The sequence below is a fragment of the Enterococcus sp. R12 genome, from assembly GCF_058135755.1.
The window spans coordinates 2755477-2775995 of sequence record NZ_CM176874.1 but is presented as its reverse complement, the minus strand read 5'-3'; the positions used below and the strand labels follow the sequence as shown (position 1 = coordinate 2775995).

Sequence of the window (20519 nt, the reverse complement as noted above, 5' to 3'; positions counted from 1 at the left end):
GTTCAGCTTTTTTTTGTTTTGAATTGAATACGGGATTGAATACGTTCCGCTAGAAATTTAGGTGCTCTGCAAGCTTTTCAACGGTTTTTTCTTTGGTTTCTTTAGTTAGATGAGCATAGGTATCCATTGTTAATTTGATTGATGAGTGTCTAAGGCGTTCTTGAACTTCCTTCATGGAGACTCCCGACTCTAACAGCATACTAGCATGAGTGTGTCTGGTTACATGGTTACCTAGAAATGGAATACCAGAATTCTTGCAGATTGTGATCATACGAGAATAGATAGCGTGTTTAGTAATGATTTCTTTGTAGATTCCACAAAAAATCATTGTTGGATCAGTAATCCCGAGGGTTAACATATATCTTTTTTGATTGATTTGCCATTTCTTTAGCCAATTAATGGTTTTATTGTCTAAAGATAGGGAACCATAGCTATTTCTCGTTTTTGGACTTGAAATTTTGTACCCATATTTTGTTTGGCTTAAGGTTTTGTTTATAGTGACGGTGTTTGATTCAAAGTCAATATCTGACCAGTCTAAGGCTAAAGCCTCACTGATTCGACAGCCACTAAAAAATAGAAAGCGCAGTAAAGTTTTATCGTACTCTGCCCTATACGTACTTCTTTTGGATTCCAAATATTGAAATAAGGTTTCTAATTGATCTCGTGAATAAATTTTGACAGTATCCTTCTTTTTTTCAACATTTCTGTTGGGCATGATTACGAGCTCACAGGGATTTTTAGTGATCAGCCCTAGAGTCATTGCGTATTTGAAAATACGGCTTACGGTAGAATGTAGGACTTTATATTGATCTGTTGTTTTAGCCCACTGATTCAATATCTTCTGAACATGTTTTGTAGTAATTTCTTTAATTCTAAACTGCCCATATTTTGGAAGAATCCATTTATTAAACTTGATCTCAATTTTTAATTGAGTGACTTCTTTTACAGTAGTTTTATAGCTTTCATACCAGAGATCATACACTTCTTGGAAAGTTTCGTTCGTTTCCCTTTTAAGTCCATTCTCTTCAAAGTCTACAAGTAGTCTATTAAGCTCTATTTGAGCTTCTTTTTTTGTTTTAAAATTTCTACGTGTAGTACGGACTTCTTTACCAGTTAGCGGGCTGATTCCAAGGTATGTTTGAAACATCCAAGCTTTGGTTCCGTCTTTCTTTTCATATTGTTTAATTGTTGCCATTGTTTTTCCTCCTATCAGTTGCGTGGCGTGCTTTTGATAGGAAAATGTAATCTTTATTCTTCTATATCATATTGATTTTGAAAATATTTTTTTTTGTTGAATGTAGTTGTTTTTATTTCATCAATAAAAGATGTTAATTCTTTTAAATAATTTAATAAATCTTCATCGTTACCTGCGTTTGTAGATTTGATTTCGCTATCAATTAAACCAAATGCAACACCTAAATAATTGAATACCTCATAATTGATACTTTTAAGACTTTTCTGTCTGTTTGAAAGTTTTTCATCAAGACAAATATATATGAAACCCAGGATGAGTTGGTCATCTGATTTATCAGTTTGCAAGAGTTTTTTATATACATCATCTATAATCATTTCTACAAAGTTATCTTTTAAAGAAGGTGATTTATCTAGACTATATGTTTTCGATACTGCTAAAAATAAGTCATATAGACCAAGCCTATCTCTGTCTTTACCGAAATCTTTGAATTTGTTATGGAAGGTACCGTTGTCAAAAAAAATCTCATTGAATAAATACTTGATATATTTCTTAGTTTTTTGAGAATTACCTGTCAGTAGATATTCAGTAGAAACACCACCAAGTTTAGCAATACTTAGTAGCCGCGCTTTGTTGGGTATGTTCTTTCCTTTTTCCCATCTAGAAACATTGCTTTTGCTTGCGGGAGGTGTCAGATTTTCGCCAAATTCTTCAAGAGTATACCCTAAAGAAACACGTATTTCTTGTATTCGTTTTCCAATTTCAGGATTAATGTTTTTATCAAACAAAATGGTTTCACCACCTTCATCTATTCTATTCTACAGTTTACACTACATTCTCATATAATGAAATGAAAAAGTAGATAAAAGTTGAATTTTACGTTGCGGTATGAATAAATATATGTTATTCTTTTAGTGACGAAAAGTTGAAAAGAAGGAGGAGTCATGAAGCCTAAAGATTTTAGAAAGTTTTGTGGATTATCACAATCTGAACTTGCTGAAAAATATGGCATTTCAGTACAAGCGGTAAGAAACAAAGAAAGCGGTAAAACAAACTATTCTCCAGAAGAAATGATTATTTTGAAGTATCTTGTGAAAGAAAAAGGAATTGAAAATATCACAATTGATCAAATTTTTTTTAATGAAAAGTGACGAAAAGTTGAATTTGAATACATGTAGTCAAATTAGTGGGGGCAAAGAAAATGAAATCTGAGATTCAAGTTATTCTGCCATCGGATTTAGATCAAGAATTGCGAAGATATTTCTATCGAGTTGCAAAAGAAGCAGTAGATCAAGTTCGAATTGAAACATCTCTAAGCAAAGAAGTTTTTAGATTGGGAGAAGCTTGTAAGTATTTAAGCTGTAGCAGAAGTACATTAAAAAAATTTATCAGAGAGAAAGGTTTAAAAGTAAGCATAATCGGAGATTGTCAATTTATTAGAAAAGAAGAATTAGCAAGGTTTATCAAAGAATATGAAGTATAAAAAGTTGCGTGGCGTGCTTTTGATAGAAAAAAGGAAGTGTTTGTTTGAATAATGATGAAGTATAGAAAATATAAAAATACTTTGAAAAAAATTAAAAGGAGTGTTCCCGACAGTTTGGCGACCACAGGAAACACTCGACAATAAAGTTCTAAGAAAACTTTATTTGACTACATTTTAACATTTATTAGAAAGAAGAGGAATAAATGGAAGAAATAGATAAATTAATTGCTCAGTATGCATACTCAAAAGATGACGTATATGCTGAAAAATACTTGAAGTATCCGATTTTTTTAGATAAACATAAAAAATATAAGAAGATGAAACAAAGTACAAAAAAAGTTTATATGTATTTGAAAAAACAAAATGAATATTCTTTAGAGAATTCAAAAGTTGACAGCAAAGGAAGAATTTTTTTGATTTTTGCTATAGAAAAAATAGCTGAAAAATCTTGTTTAACAAAGAAAACGGTAATAAGCGCTTTGAGAGAGCTAGAAGAATATAAATTAATTACGATTAAAAAAAATGGATTTAACAAAAAAACTGGGAAGAATAATCCAAATTTTTATTATTTATTGAAACCAGAATTCAGCGAAGGAGATTTCTACAAAAAAAAGTGCATTGAGGAAAATTTACACCTTCCGACAAATCAACATTACAGTCCAAGTGAAAAAAATACACCTTCCGACAAATCAACATTCGATGGTGATAAGTCATTCCCGCTTCCAGGTGAAAAATTTTTACAAGAACTTAATCATTCTTCTAAAGATTTTAAAGATTTTAAAGAATCTCAAAATGCTGACTTTATTGATTCACTTTCAGTTGAAAATAAAAAATTAGATGAAATATTAATTGAATCATTAATTGAAAAAGAATGGCTTTATCAGGTATGGGGGGATAATATTGTAAACTGTCTGAAATTAGTGGGTAATAACGATTACAGTCAATTTTATGACTGGTATAAAAAATTCAAATATGCGATTAAATCTGCTGAAAAAGAACAAAAAATTCAACTGAAAATTATCTATGAAATCTGTAATAACAAGTATTTTGTAGATTATGTTAGAGAACAGCTATCAATGACTTTACGTGACTTGATACGAAGAGCAAAAACAGATCACCGTATCAAACAAAAAGACGATTATATCTTTGCTTCTCTAAAAAATAAAGCGTTAGAACTAATTGAATTGCAAATCAGTGAAGGAATAGATAAGCAATAAGAATAGAATTGAGTCAAATGAAGTGGAGGGGTATCTCCGCTTCATTTGAGAACTTTGAATATAGGAGGGGTTATTTTGATTGAAAATCGTTTAATAGATCAAGTTTGGTGTCTAGATCAAAATACAGATAATCTCGAATTAATCGAGACTATTTGCTTCAACACTATAGTTCTCGATTTAAGATCTGAAAATGACAATTGTGTAACTCATATCATAATTGACAGAAAAACAGCTCAGAAGCTCTCTGAGAGTCTCAGAAAATGGGCTGAGGGAGGTAATAATGAAAATAGTTAAAGAAAAGATTGCCAGTAGAAAAATACACTGGTTAGCTTTGAGCATACTTGTTTTAATGTTTATCGTTGTTTTCACCGGTAATGTTGTCCAAGCAAGCATTTTCAATTGGTTTGATGACACGGAAAGTCAAACTGAATTTTTGAATAATCCTGTCTATCAATCGTATTTAAAAAAATATAACGGAAATTTTTACAGTCAGTTTGGATTGTGGATAGGGTGGTCTGTTATAAAATCGATGTTTGCAATTGTAGATGGTATTCAAAATATGATTCCCGAAGTGTTAGATTTGTTTAGCTTTATTGAAAGTACGGGAATGAATAAAGTTTATCAATCGGTCTTAAGTACAGTTGTTATTGGTTTAATGATACTTTCACTGATGTTTGTTGGTTACAAAATGATTACTGGAAAAGGAACAGTGGATTTAAAATCGGTTGGAATGAACGTAGTGATGTCTGTAGCATTAATTCTTTTAATGCCGACTTTGATTGGATCAACAGAAAAACTTTCAGGAATAATGTTTGCAAAGACTCTTTATAATGACGCAACTAGTATCAATAATCAAGATGGCGGTGTAGCATGGTCATTGATTGAGCAGGGAGTGACAGATTTAGCTTATATTAATAAGACAGATCAATATTCGACAATTGATAAAACAAATGACCGAAATAATCTAACAAAAGAAAATTTCTGGAAAACGGATCTTACGCAAGTATTGACAGATAATGTAATTGATAAAATGGAAAAAGAGAACCCAACAGCTGATAACCTGCGTTATGAATTAGTTGAAAATTCTGATAATGAATTTGTTGCTACTAAATTTTCAGATAATTTTTTATCAACCTTTGTTGATGGTATCAAATCAGGATATTATCGCTATCAAGCGAACCTGTGGGGAATTTCAGTTGGATTGATTGCTTTAGCGGTAGCGTATGTTTTTAGTGCTTTCATTATAATTACAGCAATACTCGAGTTAGCATTTAAACGTGTACTCGGAGTTTTAGTATTTGCTACTGACTTAGAAACAGGACAGCGTTCAAAAGTTGTTCTATCAGATATTCTACAGTGCTATTTGACTGTAGGCTTTCAAGGATTTGGACTATCCATGTTTGCTATGTTTATCAATTTTCTGAACTCAGGACAAGGTATCTCAACAAATATTTTTATAAAAACAATTGCTTATATCTGTGCCGTTTTTGTTTTAATCAAAGGCAGTGGAACAGTCATGAGATACTTTGGTGTTGATATTGGACTCAAAGAAGGCTATGGGCAACTTGCTTCTGCTTTTGGAATGGGCGCAATGCTGTTTAGAAAAGGATCAAATGGATTTAATCGTGCTAAAGGAAGCGGAAATGGAAATGGATCAGACAGCGGAGAAGGAGAAGATCGAAAACCAGAAAAGAATTTCGGCGAAACTCTATCAAAAAAAGCTGGCAAAACTGGAAGAGCTTTGGGATATGCCCATGAACGTGGATTATCAGGTTTAGCTTCAGATGGAGCTACAATAGCTAGTGAAAGAGCAACAAAACCATTTAAAAGTATGCGTGATATAGCTAATGATACTAAGAATAAGTTCAAAGAAGGTTTAGATGATGGTACAGTGTCCGCTATTAATAAAAATAGCAAACCTATGTTAGCTAAAAATAAAGAAGATGAAACTGGAAAATATGCTGATTCCATGCCAACACGTCTTTCGGATAGAAAAGATGGTGCTAAGGTTGAAAATGCCGATAGGATTATGTCTAGTTCTGAACGTATGCGTGAAGCAATGAAAAATAATGCTGAATCGAATAATAATCCTGTAAGTGCAATTCAGCAAAAAGTCCAACAAGATATTGAAGAACGTAAAAATGCTATGCACGGTCAAGCTAAGTCTGCTGAAGAATTAATTAATCAGAAGCGACAGGAAGCGAAATACACGCCTGAAGCAATGAATCGTGAGGAAATGTTAAGGAGACGTGTAGAAGGACGTACAGGCGCTAATATGGACGAAAAAGAAGCGTTGACCAAAGAAAGAATCCAAGAAGCTAAAAATTCAAATACTGGATTAGAAAAATTGGTCAAAGAAAATCTACAAAATTCTACAAGTAGTCAAGGTGGCCGATCAGTAGATGTCCGAGAAAATATTCAAGGTTCATTGAATGGTCATGTCGGACGGAATGTTGATGTAAGAGAGAATTTACAAAGTTCTTCAAATGGTCAAGGTACTAAGACAATTGATGTTCGAGAAACTCTGCAAAGTAGCAGTACAAGTCAACCAAAAACAGTAGATGTTCGAGAAAATGTACAAAATTCTACAAGTAGTCAAGGCTTTAAATCAGTGGATGTCCGAGAGAAAGTGCAAAGTAGCAGTGCAAGTCAACCAAAAACAGTAGATGTTCGAGAAAATGTACAAAGTTCTACAAGTAGTCAAGGATTCAAAACAGTAGATGTTCGGGAGAACGTTCAAAAAGATAGTGGAGAAATGAAAGAAAAAACACAAAAAATCAATATCGTTGAAGACAGAAAGTCAGCGAAAAAATTTGATTCAAATCATGAAACAGTGATTATTGATAGTGAAATCCGTGAAAATGATAAGGGATCAAAACCAAGACGAAGGTTTACCTATGAAGACAACGAGTTATTCAGAGATACACTTAATGATCCTAATCCACTTTTCGATAGTTTACTTAAAAAATAAAGAGGTGATTGTCATGCAATTAATTCTACAGATTAGTACACATGATTTCTTAGAACTTGACGAATTATGTGAATCAGTAAAGAAAGCAACAAATGAAAAAATCACGGTCACTAATTATATTGAACTGATGATTCAAGAAGAATTAAAGATGAAAAATGAAATAGAGAGCAATTTCAAATGTTGCTCTCTAGAAAAAAATGTGAGGGGATAATCAATGGATGATAAACAAAAAATGTACGAAAAAAATCGCAAACATAGTGAGGCCTTAAATTTTCGTGTCGATAAAAAGACTTATCTTGAACTGACATTGATTGCAAAACAAAGGGGAATTTCTAGAGCAGACGTTTGCCGTGAGCGGTTAAAGGGACTCAAATATGAACCGCCGTTGTTAGCTGAAGATGATAGGGTAGTTTTAACCAAACAGTTAAATCAAATTGGTAACAATTTGAATCAAGCGGTAAAGGCATTAAATATCATTGCTAAATATTTTAGAGAAGAATCTGAAGATAAAAAAGAAAAGAGCCTACATTTTAGTTTTGATGCTAGCCGTTACAACATTTTTAAAGATGAACTTGCGAATAGCATAGCAAAAAAGTTGATGATTAGTTATCCAGATGACATTTTTTTGGAGTCCAATCGGAGTGCCCCCTCTTTTTTTAAATTATCAGAAGTAGAAAAAGAATATTTCGAATATTGGATAGAAAAGCAAACTAGACCGGGTACGAAAGAAGAGTATTCCCAAAAAGTTGATCGGAATTTAATTCACTCAATTCAGATTATTGCAAGTTTAAAAGATGAGGTGAAACAACTTTGGGAGCTACTATAACATCGAAAGGACGCAAGAAAAATTTATCCTCGCTATTACAATATGCAGCTAATCCTTCAAAAAAAGAAAAATGTGTTGCAGTCTCAGGAATAAATTGTAGTGATGATAGTGAGGAAGCACTGCAAGAAATGAATTTAGTACGTACCAAGATGAATAAATCTAAAGATATAGCACAAGCGTTTCATGTTATTCATTCGTTTGATAAGAGTACTTCTAAAGAGTTAAGTATTGATAAAATGCACGAAATAGCTGTCGAATTTGCAGAGAAAGCTTTTCCAAATTCGCAAATCATTGTTGCAAGTCACAATGATAAAGATCATTTTCATAGTCATCTTGTCATTAATAATATTAACATGGAAACATGTAAAAGGTTGCGTATTGACCCTAAAGATTTAGAACTAATGCGAAAAATTAACGATCAAGTCCTCAATGAACATGGTCTTGAATCAGTGAATAATGAGTACTATGAAAACTTAGAAAAGAGAACCAATCTTTATTCAAACGATCCTTCTAAGATGAAATATGGAAAAATTAATTATCAAGAGTTTGTGCAAAATGCGATCGAAGCAACGTTGGAAAAATGCGAAGTGAATTCTTTTGAAGATTTTTCGGATCATTTGGCAAAAGAATATAACATTGAAGTTTATCAATTTTCAAAAACAAATAACAAACTTGGCTATGTTCTTTACAAACAAGGTGTAAATTTCTATGAGCGTAGAGGTGAGTTAATTACTTTAGGAAGAGATAAACAATCTAGAAAAGAAAAAAGTCAGTATGTCGAACGTACTTTTAGTGCAAGAAAGTTAGGGAAAAGATATTCATTTGAATCTGTTTCTGAACAACTTGAAAAGAATTTAGAAGAATCACATATAAAAAATTTTTTTAATATGGAAAGAGAGCAAGTTATGTCGCTAATTAGTGGAGTAAATTACAAAACTGGTGAGTTAAATGTACCTTTTGTGGAATTAGATTCCATCGCACAAAAGCAATTTAGCGACCGTGAAGGCGATGAAAAATTCATTAAATATGATGACTTCTTGCGAGAGGTAGACAAGCATTTTGTAAATACAATGTCTTTAGAAGATGATCAAGAATACACGATTAAACTTCATACGGATGTGAATCCTCAAACTTTACGTAGTGCGAAAAGTAAAACAATTTCTATTAAAAAGACTGATCAGAAAGAGTTATTTCTACCGGCAAAGGGTTTTGAAAATTGTTCTCATACACCTTCTGCTAAACAGATTCACTATCAAATCAGTCGCATAATGAATGACGATGTAAAAATGTATCGTGCTAAAAAGGATTATGAATTCACACAACAAATGATTGAAAATCAGCAAAAAAGGCAACAAAATTTTGAAATGGAATTCTGAATGGGCTTGTTAGTGGACTTTCCAGTTTTTTGCCTATGAAGAGTTGCTTGGAAAGAAGCAGTTTTTAGGACATACGCCAGCTACCCATCTACTTGCCAGTCAATCCGCCCCGCTCACGCTAGGCTACTTTCTGGCAAGTCAGATGGTGGGTAAATCTCTGAGGGAGCAAGCTCCCTACAGACTCCCTCCCAAAAAAAGAAAGGTGGAAGAAAAAAATGAACTATCCATATTTTAAAGTCTCGGCTTCAGAAGAAACTAAAGAAATATTCAACAATTTTTACAACCAAAACAAAGGAGTTTTTGGTTCCAAGGCAAATATGTTTCGTGTTATGGTTTCAAATTTACCAGTGTTAGCTAGTCCATCAAATAATAAATTTAATGATTCTGAAAGCATTAAATTTGAACAAAAAATTTCAGAACTAGAATCAATGATAAGTAATGAAGTAATTGAAAAGCTTGATGACATTGATCAAAAGTTATCGTATTCTCTAAAAAACAAATACAAAACGGAGGAGAAAAAAGATGTTTAAAGTTTACTTCCCGTTTCAGTGGCTCGTTAAAGGAATTCTTTTAGTGCTACTAGGATTGATTCTTTTTGGAAGTTATCTAACAATTAAAGCCAGACATTTTCCAGAAGAAAAGCCAATAAAAATTGTAACAATAGATTTAAAAATAGGTGAAACTTATCAGGCAGATGGGGTTGAACTAACATTTAAAAATATTGAAGTGACCGAAAAAAGAAATGAATTTGCACAACATGATCGTGTATTACAAGTGACCTATACACTTAAAAATGATACAGAAAAACCAATACGTCCACAACAATGGTCGATTGAAAATAAGGATGGTGAAGAGCTTTATGAGTATGCTATGATATTAGATAATCCAGAGTATATTGAAAGTGACAAAGCAGAAACAATAAATTACTATTATGAATTACCGAATGAAATGCAGGATTACCAAATCGTATTACGTAGAGCAAATGGTTACCTAGTTGGGTTGCCATTTACTTTATAAGTTTTATTTTGTCAGTAGCTTTTAAGGTAATATCAGTTTTGTGATTTTTGAAAATGGAAGTGGGGGAACTGGGAGAATGGCTGAGGAAAATAAAGTTGTTCCGTTTGAAACATTAGTGATAAATAAGGAAGAGTTTGAGCAACTTTTTCTTGATTTTTTTATTCAATATGACAGGATTTATGATTTTAGTTCGTCACTAGATTTATTTGAATTAGAAGCAGAAATAATAGAAAACAGTCGAGAGAAGAATGGTAAAATCATTATTTCAGTAGAAAAATTCAATGAATTATTCTCAGAAACATTTGAAATAGATCCAGACTATTATCAACCACAAGAAGTTTTTCGAGAGTTTAGAAATCAGATTATTCGTTCAAGTAATATTGAAAATTGAGTCAATAAAAGAAGCGTTGAAGAAAAGTTCCTTCTTTCGACGCTTCTTTTTAAAAGATTTTACAAATGTCTTATGGAGATTTGCTTCAATGACTACTTGTAGTCATTTCGTTTAAAATAATTATGTTACACCCTTATGTGTCACAGAGAAATACTGATATAATAAGAAATAAGGTATGTAACAATAGAGTATACTCTGGCGTTGCTAAAGGAGAAAGTGAAAGTTGCAAGAAAAAAAGGTTATGAGCTACATTACAAATGCTGAATATAAAAATTTAAAAATTCAAATACATAATTTTACTCCTTCTGGATTTATCATTGTTCGATTTGCTTTGCCTTTTCAATTACCTTTGGATGAGTCGGGTGGAATTTATTCAAGGAAAAATAGGAAAGGACTTAAAGTCAAACATAAATATACTGACCGTGAATATTCAGAAGTCGGAAAAGTAACATCAGAAGTTGATATTATCAGTGTATTACCAGATCGTATTACCCCAAGTAATGAAGATAGGCTTATTAGCGAAGCTGTCGATGATTCGTTGGATTTTCTAAACAATATCATAAAAGTTCTAATTGCAAGATTTAAATATGAAGACTTTACACTAATTAATCGTTATGAATTACCAGCAGGTTTACCTGTTTGGATCTGTAGAAAATCGAAATTTAACGAAAAAAATCTTGAGGCAAAACTTCTCATGAATTTTCATTTTGCGAATCTTGAGCGAGAGCATGTTCTACTCTCTTCAGAAGAACGGCGTGATTTGGTAACTCTGGTAGAAAACTTAAATCAGAATCCATACTTTGATTTGGCAGTATTATTCTCGGAGGCCAGTAATCTCTATAAAATAGGTTCTTTTCATTCAGGTTTTTTAAAAATCCATGCTTGTATCGAGAGATTGATGTATGCAATGGTTAAGGAAATTTTTATTCGTCAAGGGAAGCCACAAGACAAAATAGACAATATACCTCAAATAGCATATAAGAACATATTGACACAACATTTAGGTCCGTACCTCACCAAGAATGGTTTGCTTTTTGATATCGAAAATAAAGATTCTATTGCTTATAAATACTGGACAGAGGTTTATTCTTTGCGAAATAAAGTTGTACATTCAGGCTATAGATTGACTGAAAGCGAAGCTCTAAACGGGCGTAAAATTGCATGGGAGCTTAACAAGTTAGTTATTGTCACTATGAAGAAATTAGGTTATAAGAATATTATTAAATATCTAACGGATTCAGAGGAAAGCCTTAAAAGAGGATATCAATGGCCCTACTAAATTAACAAAAACTAAAAAATATCACATCATTGTTGTAATTAATGTGTAATTATATGTGTTTCTGTAGAATGCTATAAAACTTTATTATGTAACTGAATAAAATAAAATATTGGATAGAGTTTAGATTAGAGCTTCCTTATCAAAAGCACGCCACGCAACATGAATACGTTTTTGAATACGATTAGAATACCAATCAAGATGAATTAGCATCAATAAAGTGATTAACTGTATACAAAAATCGTTGAAATACCAACTATCTTCAATTATTTTTAATGGACTTAACTTCATGGCGGAAGAAGAAGAGTAATAAGTTGCAAGTGCTGACCCTTTCCATAAGGGATCAGCACTTTTTTTGATTTAACGACTGTTTATTATAGAAGCATGTCTGCTTTTTTGAAAGGAATGAGAAAAATGAGTAACGTAACGATATTCGAGCTTGAAAAGATCGCAGAAGAGCAGCTAGTTTTTGCCGTGATCATCAGCAAGTACCAAGAAAAGTTCGTCTATGTCAAACACAAAGAACGAGACACCTTGGAGATCCCTGGAGGCAAGCGAGAACTAGGAGAAAGCATCACAGAGTGTGCCGCCCGTGAATGAAAAGAAGAAACAGGCGCCAAGCACTTTACCCTAGAACCGTTATTTATCTATGGTGTAGAAAAAAACGGGGAGACCGATTACGGCTTGGTGTTTGAAGCCCAGATCACGGACTTGCAGGATGAATTGACCTCAGAAATCGAAGCAATCTATGTAATGGCAGAGCCGCCTGCCAACTGGACATATCCAACGATTCAGCCGTTGTTGTTGGCAGAATATTTCTCACGAACATAAAAATAATTCAGCCCACTCAAATGGAGGGCTGTCTTGAGTGGAAAAGTAAAAGCAGCGTGTTGAGTAGGAGTGAGCGAATGAGTTGCGTGATCCTGCAATCAGGGGTAGGATGAAAATGTAAACGTTATCTTATTGGAGAGTAGGGAAAGGCATGGAAAAAATCTATCAAGCAAGTACCGCAGAAGGAGCAATCGATTTTATCAATATGCGCGATTTGGAGATCGCGGCAGAGGAAGTGATTCCTAAAGGTGGGTATGGCTATATCAGCAGTGGTGCGGGAGATATTTTTACCTATCAAGAAAATGAACGCGCCTTCAATCACAAATTGATCATTCCTCATGTCTTAAAGGACATTGAATTACCGGACACAACGTTGTCCTTTGGCGGCGATACGTTGTCAGCGCCAATCATTATGGCGCCTGTTGCCGCCCACGGCTTAGCAAATGTTGCGGCAGAACAAGCGTCAGCCAAAGGTGTGTCACGTTTTGGCACGATCTATACGGCGAGTTCGTATGCCTCTTGTACGTTGGAAGAAATCCGAGCAGCTGGTGGTCAAGAAGCGCCGCAGTGGTTCCAATTTTATATGAGTAAAGACGATGGCATCAATAAAGACATCTTGGCGATGGCAAAACGCAATGGCGCCAAAGCGATCGTTTTGACCGCAGATGCAACTGTTGGGGGCAATCGAGAAACGGATCGCCGCAATGGCTTCACCTTTCCTTTGGCAATGCCGATCGTTCAGGCCTATCAATCAGGGATCGGACAAACGATGGATGCCGTTTACGGCTCCTCAAAACAAAAATTAAGTCCCCAGGATGTCGCTTTTATCGCCAAAGAATCTGATTTACCAGTTTATGTCAAAGGGGTGCAATCAGAAGAAGATGTGGAACGAGCTTTAGGGGCAGGTGCACGAGGGATTTGGGTCTCAAATCACGGGGGACGCCAATTGGATGGTGGTCCAGCTTCCTTTGATTCCTTGCAGATCGTGGCTGAAGCAGTGGCAGGTCGGGCACCGATCGTCTTTGATAGCGGGGTACGGCGAGGACAGCATGTCTTTAAAGCGATCGCTTGCGGAGCTGATCTAGTGGCGATCGGCCGCCCAGTGATCTATGGGTTGGCTCTAGGTGGTGCCACTGGTGTTCAACAAGTCTTTGATTTCTTCAAAAAAGAATTGGAGATGGTCATGCAGCTTGCGGGGACGCAAACGGTGGCAGACATCAAAAAAGCCGTTTTACGGGACAATCGCTATTTATAAGTAATCCCTCAAAAAGGTGCTAGAATCGCTGATTCTGGTGCTTTTTTAATGGATTTTTCTGATCATGCCCAGGAGCAGGAACAACTGCTTTCGCTGAAAAAAGTGTATATGATTTTGAAACAATTGCAAAATCAGCTACACTTAAAAGAGACCAATAAACTAAAGGAGAGAGATTGATGATTCCAAAAATTATTCATTATTGCTGGTTTGGCGGCAATCCATTAGGTGAACAAGAAAAGAAATACATGGATACCTGGAAAAAATATTGTCCGGATTATGAGATCAAACGTTGGGATGAATCAACGATCGACCTTTCAAAATTCGGTCCTTATCTAAAAGAGGCCTATGACCAAGAAGAATGGGCCTTTGTGTCAGATGTGGTTCGTTTGTATGCATTAGTGACAGAAGGCGGTATTTATATGGATACCGATATCGAGGTGGTCAAACCTTTAGATGAGCTCTTGACACTGGAGGCATTTATGGGCTTTGAGATCGAAACCAAGATTTCTACTGGGATCATTGGAGCGGTGCCGCATCATCCCTTTATGGAAGAATGGTACCACGATTACGATGACCGAAAATTTGTCCGGGCAGAAAAAACGGAGGATGTCGTCACCAATGTGATCCGAGTGACAGAACTGTTGCAAAACCACGGATTAGAATTGAATAATCAACGACAAACCGTTAAGGGTGTAGAAATCTTCCCGCAAATGACGTTTTCACCAAAAAGCTATGTCACTGGTGAGGTCGAGGAAGATCCGAGTACGATGGTGATCCATCAGTTTTCTGGCTCTTGGTTATAAAAGAGTAAGTCTATGAAAGGACGGACAGTGGGGAAAGCTGTCCGTCCTTTTTGCTTTTGCAAGGGATGATGGAGATGTGATAGAATAGCTTGAAAAAATGAGGAGGCGTTTTGATGGCTATCAAACGATGTACTTTGGCAGATTTAGAAGAATTGGGAGAAATCAGCGTATCCACCTATTACGATACATTTGCTCCTTTCAATACGGAGGAAAATACTCGTATCTATCTAGAAGAAGCCTACAATCTGCCGAAACTAACCCGAGAGTTAGAAAATCCGCAATCGGCGTTTTATTTTTTACAAGAAAATGATCAAACCGTAGGATATATCAAACTTAACTGGGGTGAGGCACAGACGGAAGCGATTGCCCCAGAGGGGTTGGAAATTGAACGAATCTATATTAAAAAAGAACATAAGCGCAGAGGCTATGGCAAAACACTGCTGCTGTTTGCCCAAGAGACCGCTAAAGAGCTGCAGAAAAAGTCGATCTGGTTAGGTGTTTGGGAATTTAACGACAATGCGTTGGCTTTTTATCATACGATGGGCTTTGAAAGAGTTGGCAGTCACTCCTTTTTTATGGGGGATGATGAGCAGACGGATTTCTTGATGCTGAAAGAACTTTGAAATCTGCCTTTGTATGAGGAATTAGAAATTACTTTCCATTTTTTTGGCAATCAAGTATAGTTAAAGGGATTGATGAAAAAAGAACGATTGGTGAAAACCATCGCTAAGGAGAGCAATTGTAAATGGAAAAACAGAGAAACGAAAGTATTTTGTCACGTTTTCTTAAAGGCGTGGTGATTGCCTTGGGCTTTATCTTGCCTGGTGTTTCAGGTGGCGTATTGGCAGCCATCTTAGGCATTTATGAGCGGATGCTGCGCTTTATGGCACATCTCACGAAGAATTTTAAAGAGAATCTCCTCTTTTTCCTACCAGTAGGGATCGGGGGAATCGTAGGGATCGGGCTTTTATCAAAGCCATTAGAGTGGCTGCTGCAAAACTATCAAATCATCGTTTTGTGGGGCTTTGCGGGGGCAATTATTGGGACGTTACCAGCACTTACTAAAGAATCGACCTTGAAAAGCAAACGGACAACCGGCGACCTGCTTTGGTTCTTCGGCAGTATGGTCATCGGCTTCTTGTTCCTCTATTTTATGGGCGATATCTTAGGAACGATCCCTGCCAATTTCATAGGTTTTGTGATCGCCGGCGGTCTGATCGCGTTAGGTGTTTTGGTTCCCGGCTTGAGTCCTTCAAACCTTTTGCTCGTTCTGGGCCTTTATGATCCGATGTTGAAAGGCTTTAAGAGCTTTGACATCATGGGGGTCTTTCTACCGATCGCCATTGGCGGTTTGGCAGTGATGCTGCTGTTTTCGAAATTGATGGAGTGGCTATTGACCCATTATCATTCAAAAGTCTATCACTTCATTTTAGGGATCGTTATTGCCTCAACGATATTGATCGTGATTCCTCCGGTGGCAAACTATAGCGGCTTTACTTGGGTAACGGCTGTCATCGGAATTATCTTGTTTGTCTTGGGGGCTTGGTTAGGTCTTTGGATGAGCAAGCTGGAAGAAAAATACAAGTAAATCAAAACGGCACATCGTTTGGCGATGTGCCGTTTTTGTTAGGTAATGATTCGGGCAGCTAAGAAGAAGCGTTGGTCGACAGCTGGTAGTAAAAAATATGGGAATGTTTGATAATGATATAATACAGGTTTGAGAACTGTTCTATTTTTGTTGAAAGATTTCCTAGTGTTTGGTATATTGTAGTCTATATAAAGAAGATTTTTTCGTGTGTTACAGCATAGATAATTGTTTGAGGTTTTGAGAAAAAGGAGGGGCAAGCATGCAAGATGCGACCTATTGGGCGGAACAATTGCGGCAAGGAAAAATCAGTTTTGCAGAGCGGGTGGCGATGATCGAAGAAAAAGTCAATCAACAAAATCCGCTTTTGAATGCGCTTGTAACATTTGATCCGCAAGCAGCGATCCAGCATTACGAGCAGCATCTTCAAAAAACGGTTTTTGGGGGACAACCCATGCCGTTAAAAATACTCGGCCAAACCAAAGCAGGGTGGCCAGCAACGTCAGGAGCCAAACTGTTTGCAAATGCACGAGCCAGCCGCACGGCTCATTTTGTCTCTCGTTTAGAAGAGGCAGGCTTTGTGCCGTTAGGGCAAACCAATGCACCAGAATTTGGATTCAAAAATATCACTGATCCAACATTGTATGGGCCTACACGTAATCCGTGGAATCCTGCCTATTCAGCTGGTGGTTCCAGTGGTGGTGCGGCAGCGGCAGTGGCTTCGGGGATGTTTCCGATTGCGGGTGCCAGTGATGGCGGCGGATCGATCCGCATTCCAGCATCCTTTAGCGGATTGATCGGTTTGAAGCCAACCCGTGGTACGATGCCAGTGGGTCCTAGTGAATGGCGTAGCTGGCAAGGCGCTTCCATCAACTTTGCGTTGACGCTTTCCATGCGTGATACGGAACAGTTGTTTTATGCGTTGCGGACGTCACAGCCGACAGCCCCTTATCAGGCACCGCAAGTAGAATGGCATCATCAGCAAGCGAGTCAAAAACCGCGGTTGAAGGTTGCTTTTACTACCGCATCGCCGACCGATGGCCAAGTGTCTGAAACTGCCATCCAAGCAGTCCAAAGTGCAGCCGCATTTTTAGAAAAGCAGGGGCATGAAGTCGTTGAAGTGGGCTATCCAGTGGATGGTCAGCAAATGATGACCACCTATTACGCCATGAATGGCGGCGAAACAGCTGCGATGTTTGCTGAGATCGATGCTGCTCGTCAAGTACCGGTCAGACGGGAAGAGATGGAATTGATGACCTGGGCACTTTACCAATATGGCAAAAAACTGCCTGCCGCCGATTACGTCCTTGCCTTGCAGTGGTGGGATCAGCTGGCAGAAAAAATGGAAGAAGTCTTTTCAACCTATGATCTCTTTTTGACCCCGACGACGGCTTTTCCAGCCCCTTTGATCGAGGAAGACTTACAAAGCGATAGCATTCGCCAAAGACTGCATGAGATCGAATCGCTTGGAAAAAGTGCTGCGGGTGAGTTGATCGAAGAAATGTTTGCCAAGAGCTATGCTCTGACACCTTACACTCAATTAGCCAACTTAACGGGGCAGCCAGCCATCAGCTTGCCAACTGCTCTTAGTGAGGAAGGGTTGCCGCTAGGGATCCAATTTATGGCGTCTAAAGGCAGAGAAGATCTACTTTTCCAAGTCGGCTATTTATTTGAAACACAGCAACGATTTCTGTTGCCAAAACAAGGAGACTAAGAGGAGGATATTATGAAACAAGTTAGAAATGGGAAAATCGTTGCAATGGTTGGCTTTTTCGGTTTATTTGCGGGAGTCTTGTTAAGTGCCTGCAGCAAACCAACGGAAGAAGACACCAGTTTAAGCAAGGTGGAAGAAGCCAAAACATTGGTTGTTGCTACTTCGGGAACCTTGTATCCATCGTCTTACTATAACGATGAAAATGAATTAGTGGGCTATGATGTCGATGTGGCAAAAGAAGTCGCCAAGCGATTAGGCGTAGAGATCACATTTAAAGAGTACAATGTCGATGGACAAGTTTCTTCTTTAACACGTGGAGAAGCCGATTTTGCTGCCAACGATTTTGGTTTGACGGATGAACGGGCGGAAAAATTCAGTCTTTCAACGCCTATTAAATACTCGTTCGATAGTATGATCGTGCGTAAAAGTGATGACTCTGGGATTGCTTCTTTAGAAGATTTGGATGGCAAAAAAGCTGCTGGTGAACCGAATACCAGCTACATGCGCTTAGCCGAATCCTATGGGGCAGAATTAGTGACTTACGACAACGCAACGAATGATCAGTATTTGACAGATGTTGCGAATGGTCGAACGGATGTGATCTTGAATGATTACTATTTGCAAAAAATGGCGGTTGCTGCTTTGCCAGATATCCCTGTTAAAATTTTAGAAGATGTCTACTTTAATCCGAATGAAACGGGCTTCTTATTTGTGAAAGATCATCAAGCATTGCAGGAAAAAGTGGATGCTGTTTTAGCAGAAATGAAAGAAGACGGCCGTTTAAAAGAACTTGCGGAAACGTATTTTCAAACCGATATTTCAGTAAAATCTGATCAAGCGATCCAAACGGTTGAAACAGACTAATGTATATTCCAACCCTTGATTTGCCGTTGATGTGGGAGTCATTGCCCTATTTGCTGTCGGGCTTGTCCTATACGGTCGGCATTGCTGTCGTTTCGTTTCTAGGAGGCAACGTATTAGGGATCATGCTCACCTTCTTAGGGATGCTGGAAAACCCCATCATTAGAGGGTTCGTGCGGGGCTACCTCTCATTTTTAAGAGGCGTCCCAGCGTTGGTCTTGTTGTTCCTATTGTATTTTGGCTTGCCTTATCAATTGTCGGCGCTTAGTGCTGCGATCATCTGTTTTACATTGACCAGCAGCGCATTTATCGGAGAAATCTACCGAGGATCAATTGCGGGTGTGGATCGTGGGCAATTTGATGCTGCCTATGCGTTAGGGTTATCCTTTACGAAAACGATGCGTCTGATTATTTTGCCGCAAGCCTTTCGTATTTCTGTACCGGCATTGAGTAATGTGGCAATGGATTTGTTGAAAGGAACCTCCTTGGCAGCAATGATCACGATTCCTGATATTTTTCAAAAAGCTAAGATCGTTGGCGGACGAACCTTTGATTACATGTCCATGTATGTGCTAGTTGCCATCATCTATTGGCTGTTGTGCATTTTGATTGAAGCCGGGCAAAAGCGATTAGAACAACATTTTTCAAAACGCTTTGCCGCTAATGAGGCTGTAAGACAATAAAAAAAGAGCCGAGGCTCTTCAGCTGCTGTCAATGTTTCCTTGTGAGACATTGACAGCAGTTTTTTTTTAGGTAATGAAGCAGCACCACAAGTTAGCCAGAGAAAAAAGGCAGAAGAGTACCGTTTACTCTGGGCGGTTTTTTATGAATTCGATAAAGGTAATGATTTCAGATAGTTGATATTCAGTAAAGTCCTCATTGATTCTTGAAGCCACACGAATCTGTTTCATAGAGAGGGCTTCCAAATCATTCGGACGTCCATGCAAATAATCGAGACTGACATTGAAGTAATCAGCAAGTTCTTTTTGGATCTCAATATCGGGCATCCGATTGCCTTGCTCATACGAAGCATAGGTTGTTTTGGCGATTCCTAAATATTTTGCCATTTTTGCTTGTGTTAAACCAGATCGCGTTTTCCGCAACTGTCTTAAACGATCTTTAAACATGAAATCCCCTCCACAAAATTATTCTACTATGACACGATAGAAGCAGAAAGAAATTAATGTTTTATATCACTAATAGAGTTTTATTGCATTTACAAAGTACTCGATATGTAATACTATTTATGTGAAGAAGGATTACTACCTGTAAGAATCAGCAGATAGTGAATCGTTCTCAAGGATTTTTTATAGCATGAAGGAGGGTAGAAGAAAGGAATAGATGCACCGAAATGGAAGCGTTTCATAAAAGGAGGAAGTGAAATGAAAAAAGTATTGATAATTTGTGCAGCAGGCATGTCTTCATCGTTGATCGCTAAAAAAGGAACAAGCTTTTTAACCACAGAAGGCTGGTCAGTGAGGATCGATGCCATCTCTGCTTCAGAGGGGATCGCTACGATCGCTAAGGATGAGTATGATTTATATTTAGTTAGCCCGCAAACGAAAATGCATTTTGCCAATTTAAAGAAAAGCGCCGATAAATACGGCAAACCAATCGTGAATATTCCCCCGCAAGCATATATTCCGATACCGATCGGGATCGAGAAATTAGCACAGCTAGTCAAAGAAAGCATTGCATTAGAGAAAAGTGCGAAATAAATG

23 protein-coding genes and 1 pseudogene are annotated in these 20519 nt (G+C 37.1%); 21 read left to right on the top strand and 3 right to left on the bottom strand.

The features are described 5' to 3' along the window. Window positions 1-49 precede the first annotated feature (49 nt). Window positions 50-1195, bottom strand: a complete 1146-nt coding sequence (locus tag ACTW1R_RS12905; protein WP_154694607.1) for a site-specific integrase — start codon at window positions 1193-1195, stop codon at window positions 50-52. A gap of 53 nt (window positions 1196-1248) precedes the next feature. Beyond that, window positions 1249-1980, bottom strand: coding sequence for a helix-turn-helix domain-containing protein (locus ACTW1R_RS12900; protein ID WP_010729032.1), 732 nt, complete (start codon window positions 1978-1980; stop codon window positions 1249-1251). 156 nt (window positions 1981-2136) lie between these two features. On the opposite strand from ACTW1R_RS12900, the gene ACTW1R_RS12895 reads away from it, so the two are divergent. From ACTW1R_RS12895 to ACTW1R_RS12800, 20 genes and pseudogenes are all read left to right on the top strand, one after another. Next, window positions 2137-2343 (top strand): helix-turn-helix transcriptional regulator, encoded by a 207-nt coding sequence (locus ACTW1R_RS12895; RefSeq protein ID WP_010729033.1) that lies wholly within the window; start codon window positions 2137-2139, stop codon window positions 2341-2343. Between the two features lie 50 nt (window positions 2344-2393). Continuing rightward, entirely contained in the window at window positions 2394-2675 is a 282-nt protein-coding gene (locus ACTW1R_RS12890; RefSeq protein ID WP_010729034.1) for a helix-turn-helix domain-containing protein, read from the top strand. A 203-nt stretch (window positions 2676-2878) separates the two neighbouring features. After that, a complete protein-coding gene (locus tag ACTW1R_RS12885) occupies window positions 2879-3892 on the top strand; it encodes a replication initiator protein A (protein ID WP_069314812.1) in 1014 nt (337 codons plus the stop codon). 75 nt (window positions 3893-3967) lie between these two features. Further along, entirely contained in the window at window positions 3968-4186 is a 219-nt protein-coding gene (locus ACTW1R_RS12880; RefSeq protein WP_025481104.1) for a hypothetical protein, read from the top strand. Further along, window positions 4173-6863 (top strand): pLS20_p028 family conjugation system transmembrane protein, encoded by a 2691-nt coding sequence (locus tag ACTW1R_RS12875; RefSeq protein ID WP_489927291.1) that lies wholly within the window; start codon window positions 4173-4175, stop codon window positions 6861-6863. The genes ACTW1R_RS12880 and ACTW1R_RS12875 overlap by 14 nt, the downstream gene beginning before the upstream one ends. Before the next feature lie 13 nt (window positions 6864-6876). After that, complete coding sequence (locus ACTW1R_RS12870; protein WP_002331596.1) at window positions 6877-7074, top strand: hypothetical protein; 198 nt, start codon at window positions 6877-6879, stop codon at window positions 7072-7074. A gap of 3 nt (window positions 7075-7077) precedes the next feature. Beyond that, the gene (locus tag ACTW1R_RS12865; RefSeq protein ID WP_002321374.1) at window positions 7078-7689 is read left to right on the top strand and encodes a plasmid mobilization protein; all 612 of its coding nucleotides are present in this window, start codon (window positions 7078-7080) and stop codon (window positions 7687-7689) included. Then, window positions 7674-9065 carry a relaxase/mobilization nuclease domain-containing protein gene (locus ACTW1R_RS12860; protein ID WP_002321375.1) on the top strand — a complete coding sequence of 464 codons (1392 nt, stop codon included), beginning with the start codon at window positions 7674-7676 and terminating at the stop codon, window positions 9063-9065. The genes ACTW1R_RS12865 and ACTW1R_RS12860 overlap by 16 nt, the downstream gene beginning before the upstream one ends. 215 nt (window positions 9066-9280) lie before the next feature. Next, a complete protein-coding gene (locus ACTW1R_RS12855) occupies window positions 9281-9595 on the top strand; it encodes a hypothetical protein (RefSeq protein ID WP_002340435.1) in 315 nt (104 codons plus the stop codon). Then, window positions 9588-10082 (top strand): hypothetical protein, encoded by a 495-nt coding sequence (locus tag ACTW1R_RS12850; RefSeq protein WP_002340436.1) that lies wholly within the window; start codon window positions 9588-9590, stop codon window positions 10080-10082. The genes ACTW1R_RS12855 and ACTW1R_RS12850 overlap by 8 nt, the downstream gene beginning before the upstream one ends. A gap of 76 nt (window positions 10083-10158) precedes the next feature. Beyond that, the gene (locus tag ACTW1R_RS12845) at window positions 10159-10473 is read left to right on the top strand and encodes a hypothetical protein (RefSeq protein ID WP_002331591.1); all 315 of its coding nucleotides are present in this window, start codon (window positions 10159-10161) and stop codon (window positions 10471-10473) included. A 223-nt stretch (window positions 10474-10696) separates the two neighbouring features. Beyond that, entirely contained in the window at window positions 10697-11752 is a 1056-nt protein-coding gene (locus ACTW1R_RS12840; protein WP_489927290.1) for a hypothetical protein, read from the top strand. 411 nt (window positions 11753-12163) lie between these two features. After that, a pseudogene (locus ACTW1R_RS12835) lies at window positions 12164-12580 on the top strand (NUDIX hydrolase). Window positions 12581-12731: 151 nt separating this feature from the next. Next, window positions 12732-13835: an alpha-hydroxy-acid oxidizing protein gene (locus ACTW1R_RS12830; RefSeq protein WP_128488358.1), complete on the top strand. Its 1104-nt coding sequence runs from the start codon at window positions 12732-12734 to the stop codon at window positions 13833-13835. A 176-nt stretch (window positions 13836-14011) separates the two neighbouring features. Then, window positions 14012-14638 (top strand): glycosyltransferase family 32 protein, encoded by a 627-nt coding sequence (locus ACTW1R_RS12825; RefSeq protein ID WP_271813982.1) that lies wholly within the window; start codon window positions 14012-14014, stop codon window positions 14636-14638. Between the two features lie 113 nt (window positions 14639-14751). Beyond that, window positions 14752-15261, top strand: coding sequence for a GNAT family N-acetyltransferase (locus tag ACTW1R_RS12820; RefSeq protein ID WP_015510214.1), 510 nt, complete (start codon window positions 14752-14754; stop codon window positions 15259-15261). 122 nt (window positions 15262-15383) lie between these two features. Beyond that, window positions 15384-16226 carry a DUF368 domain-containing protein gene (locus ACTW1R_RS12815; protein WP_489927289.1) on the top strand — a complete coding sequence of 281 codons (843 nt, stop codon included), beginning with the start codon at window positions 15384-15386 and terminating at the stop codon, window positions 16224-16226. Between the two features lie 259 nt (window positions 16227-16485). Then, entirely contained in the window at window positions 16486-17937 is a 1452-nt protein-coding gene (locus ACTW1R_RS12810; protein WP_271813983.1) for an amidase, read from the top strand. A gap of 12 nt (window positions 17938-17949) precedes the next feature. Next, window positions 17950-18801 (top strand): transporter substrate-binding domain-containing protein, encoded by an 852-nt coding sequence (locus ACTW1R_RS12805; RefSeq protein WP_271813984.1) that lies wholly within the window; start codon window positions 17950-17952, stop codon window positions 18799-18801. Continuing rightward, window positions 18801-19481, top strand: coding sequence for an amino acid ABC transporter permease (locus tag ACTW1R_RS12800; RefSeq protein ID WP_005228575.1), 681 nt, complete (start codon window positions 18801-18803; stop codon window positions 19479-19481). The genes ACTW1R_RS12805 and ACTW1R_RS12800 overlap by 1 nt, the downstream gene beginning before the upstream one ends. 123 nt (window positions 19482-19604) lie before the next feature. On the opposite strand, the gene ACTW1R_RS12795 is transcribed toward ACTW1R_RS12800, so the two are convergent. Beyond that, window positions 19605-19925: a helix-turn-helix domain-containing protein gene (locus ACTW1R_RS12795; protein ID WP_005228576.1), complete on the bottom strand. Its 321-nt coding sequence runs from the start codon at window positions 19923-19925 to the stop codon at window positions 19605-19607. Between the two features lie 255 nt (window positions 19926-20180). Between ACTW1R_RS12795 and ACTW1R_RS12790 the strand changes: the two genes are divergently transcribed. Next, window positions 20181-20516, top strand: a complete 336-nt coding sequence (locus ACTW1R_RS12790; protein ID WP_010749837.1) for a PTS cellobiose transporter subunit IIB — start codon at window positions 20181-20183, stop codon at window positions 20514-20516. Window positions 20517-20519: the final 3 nt, after the last annotated feature.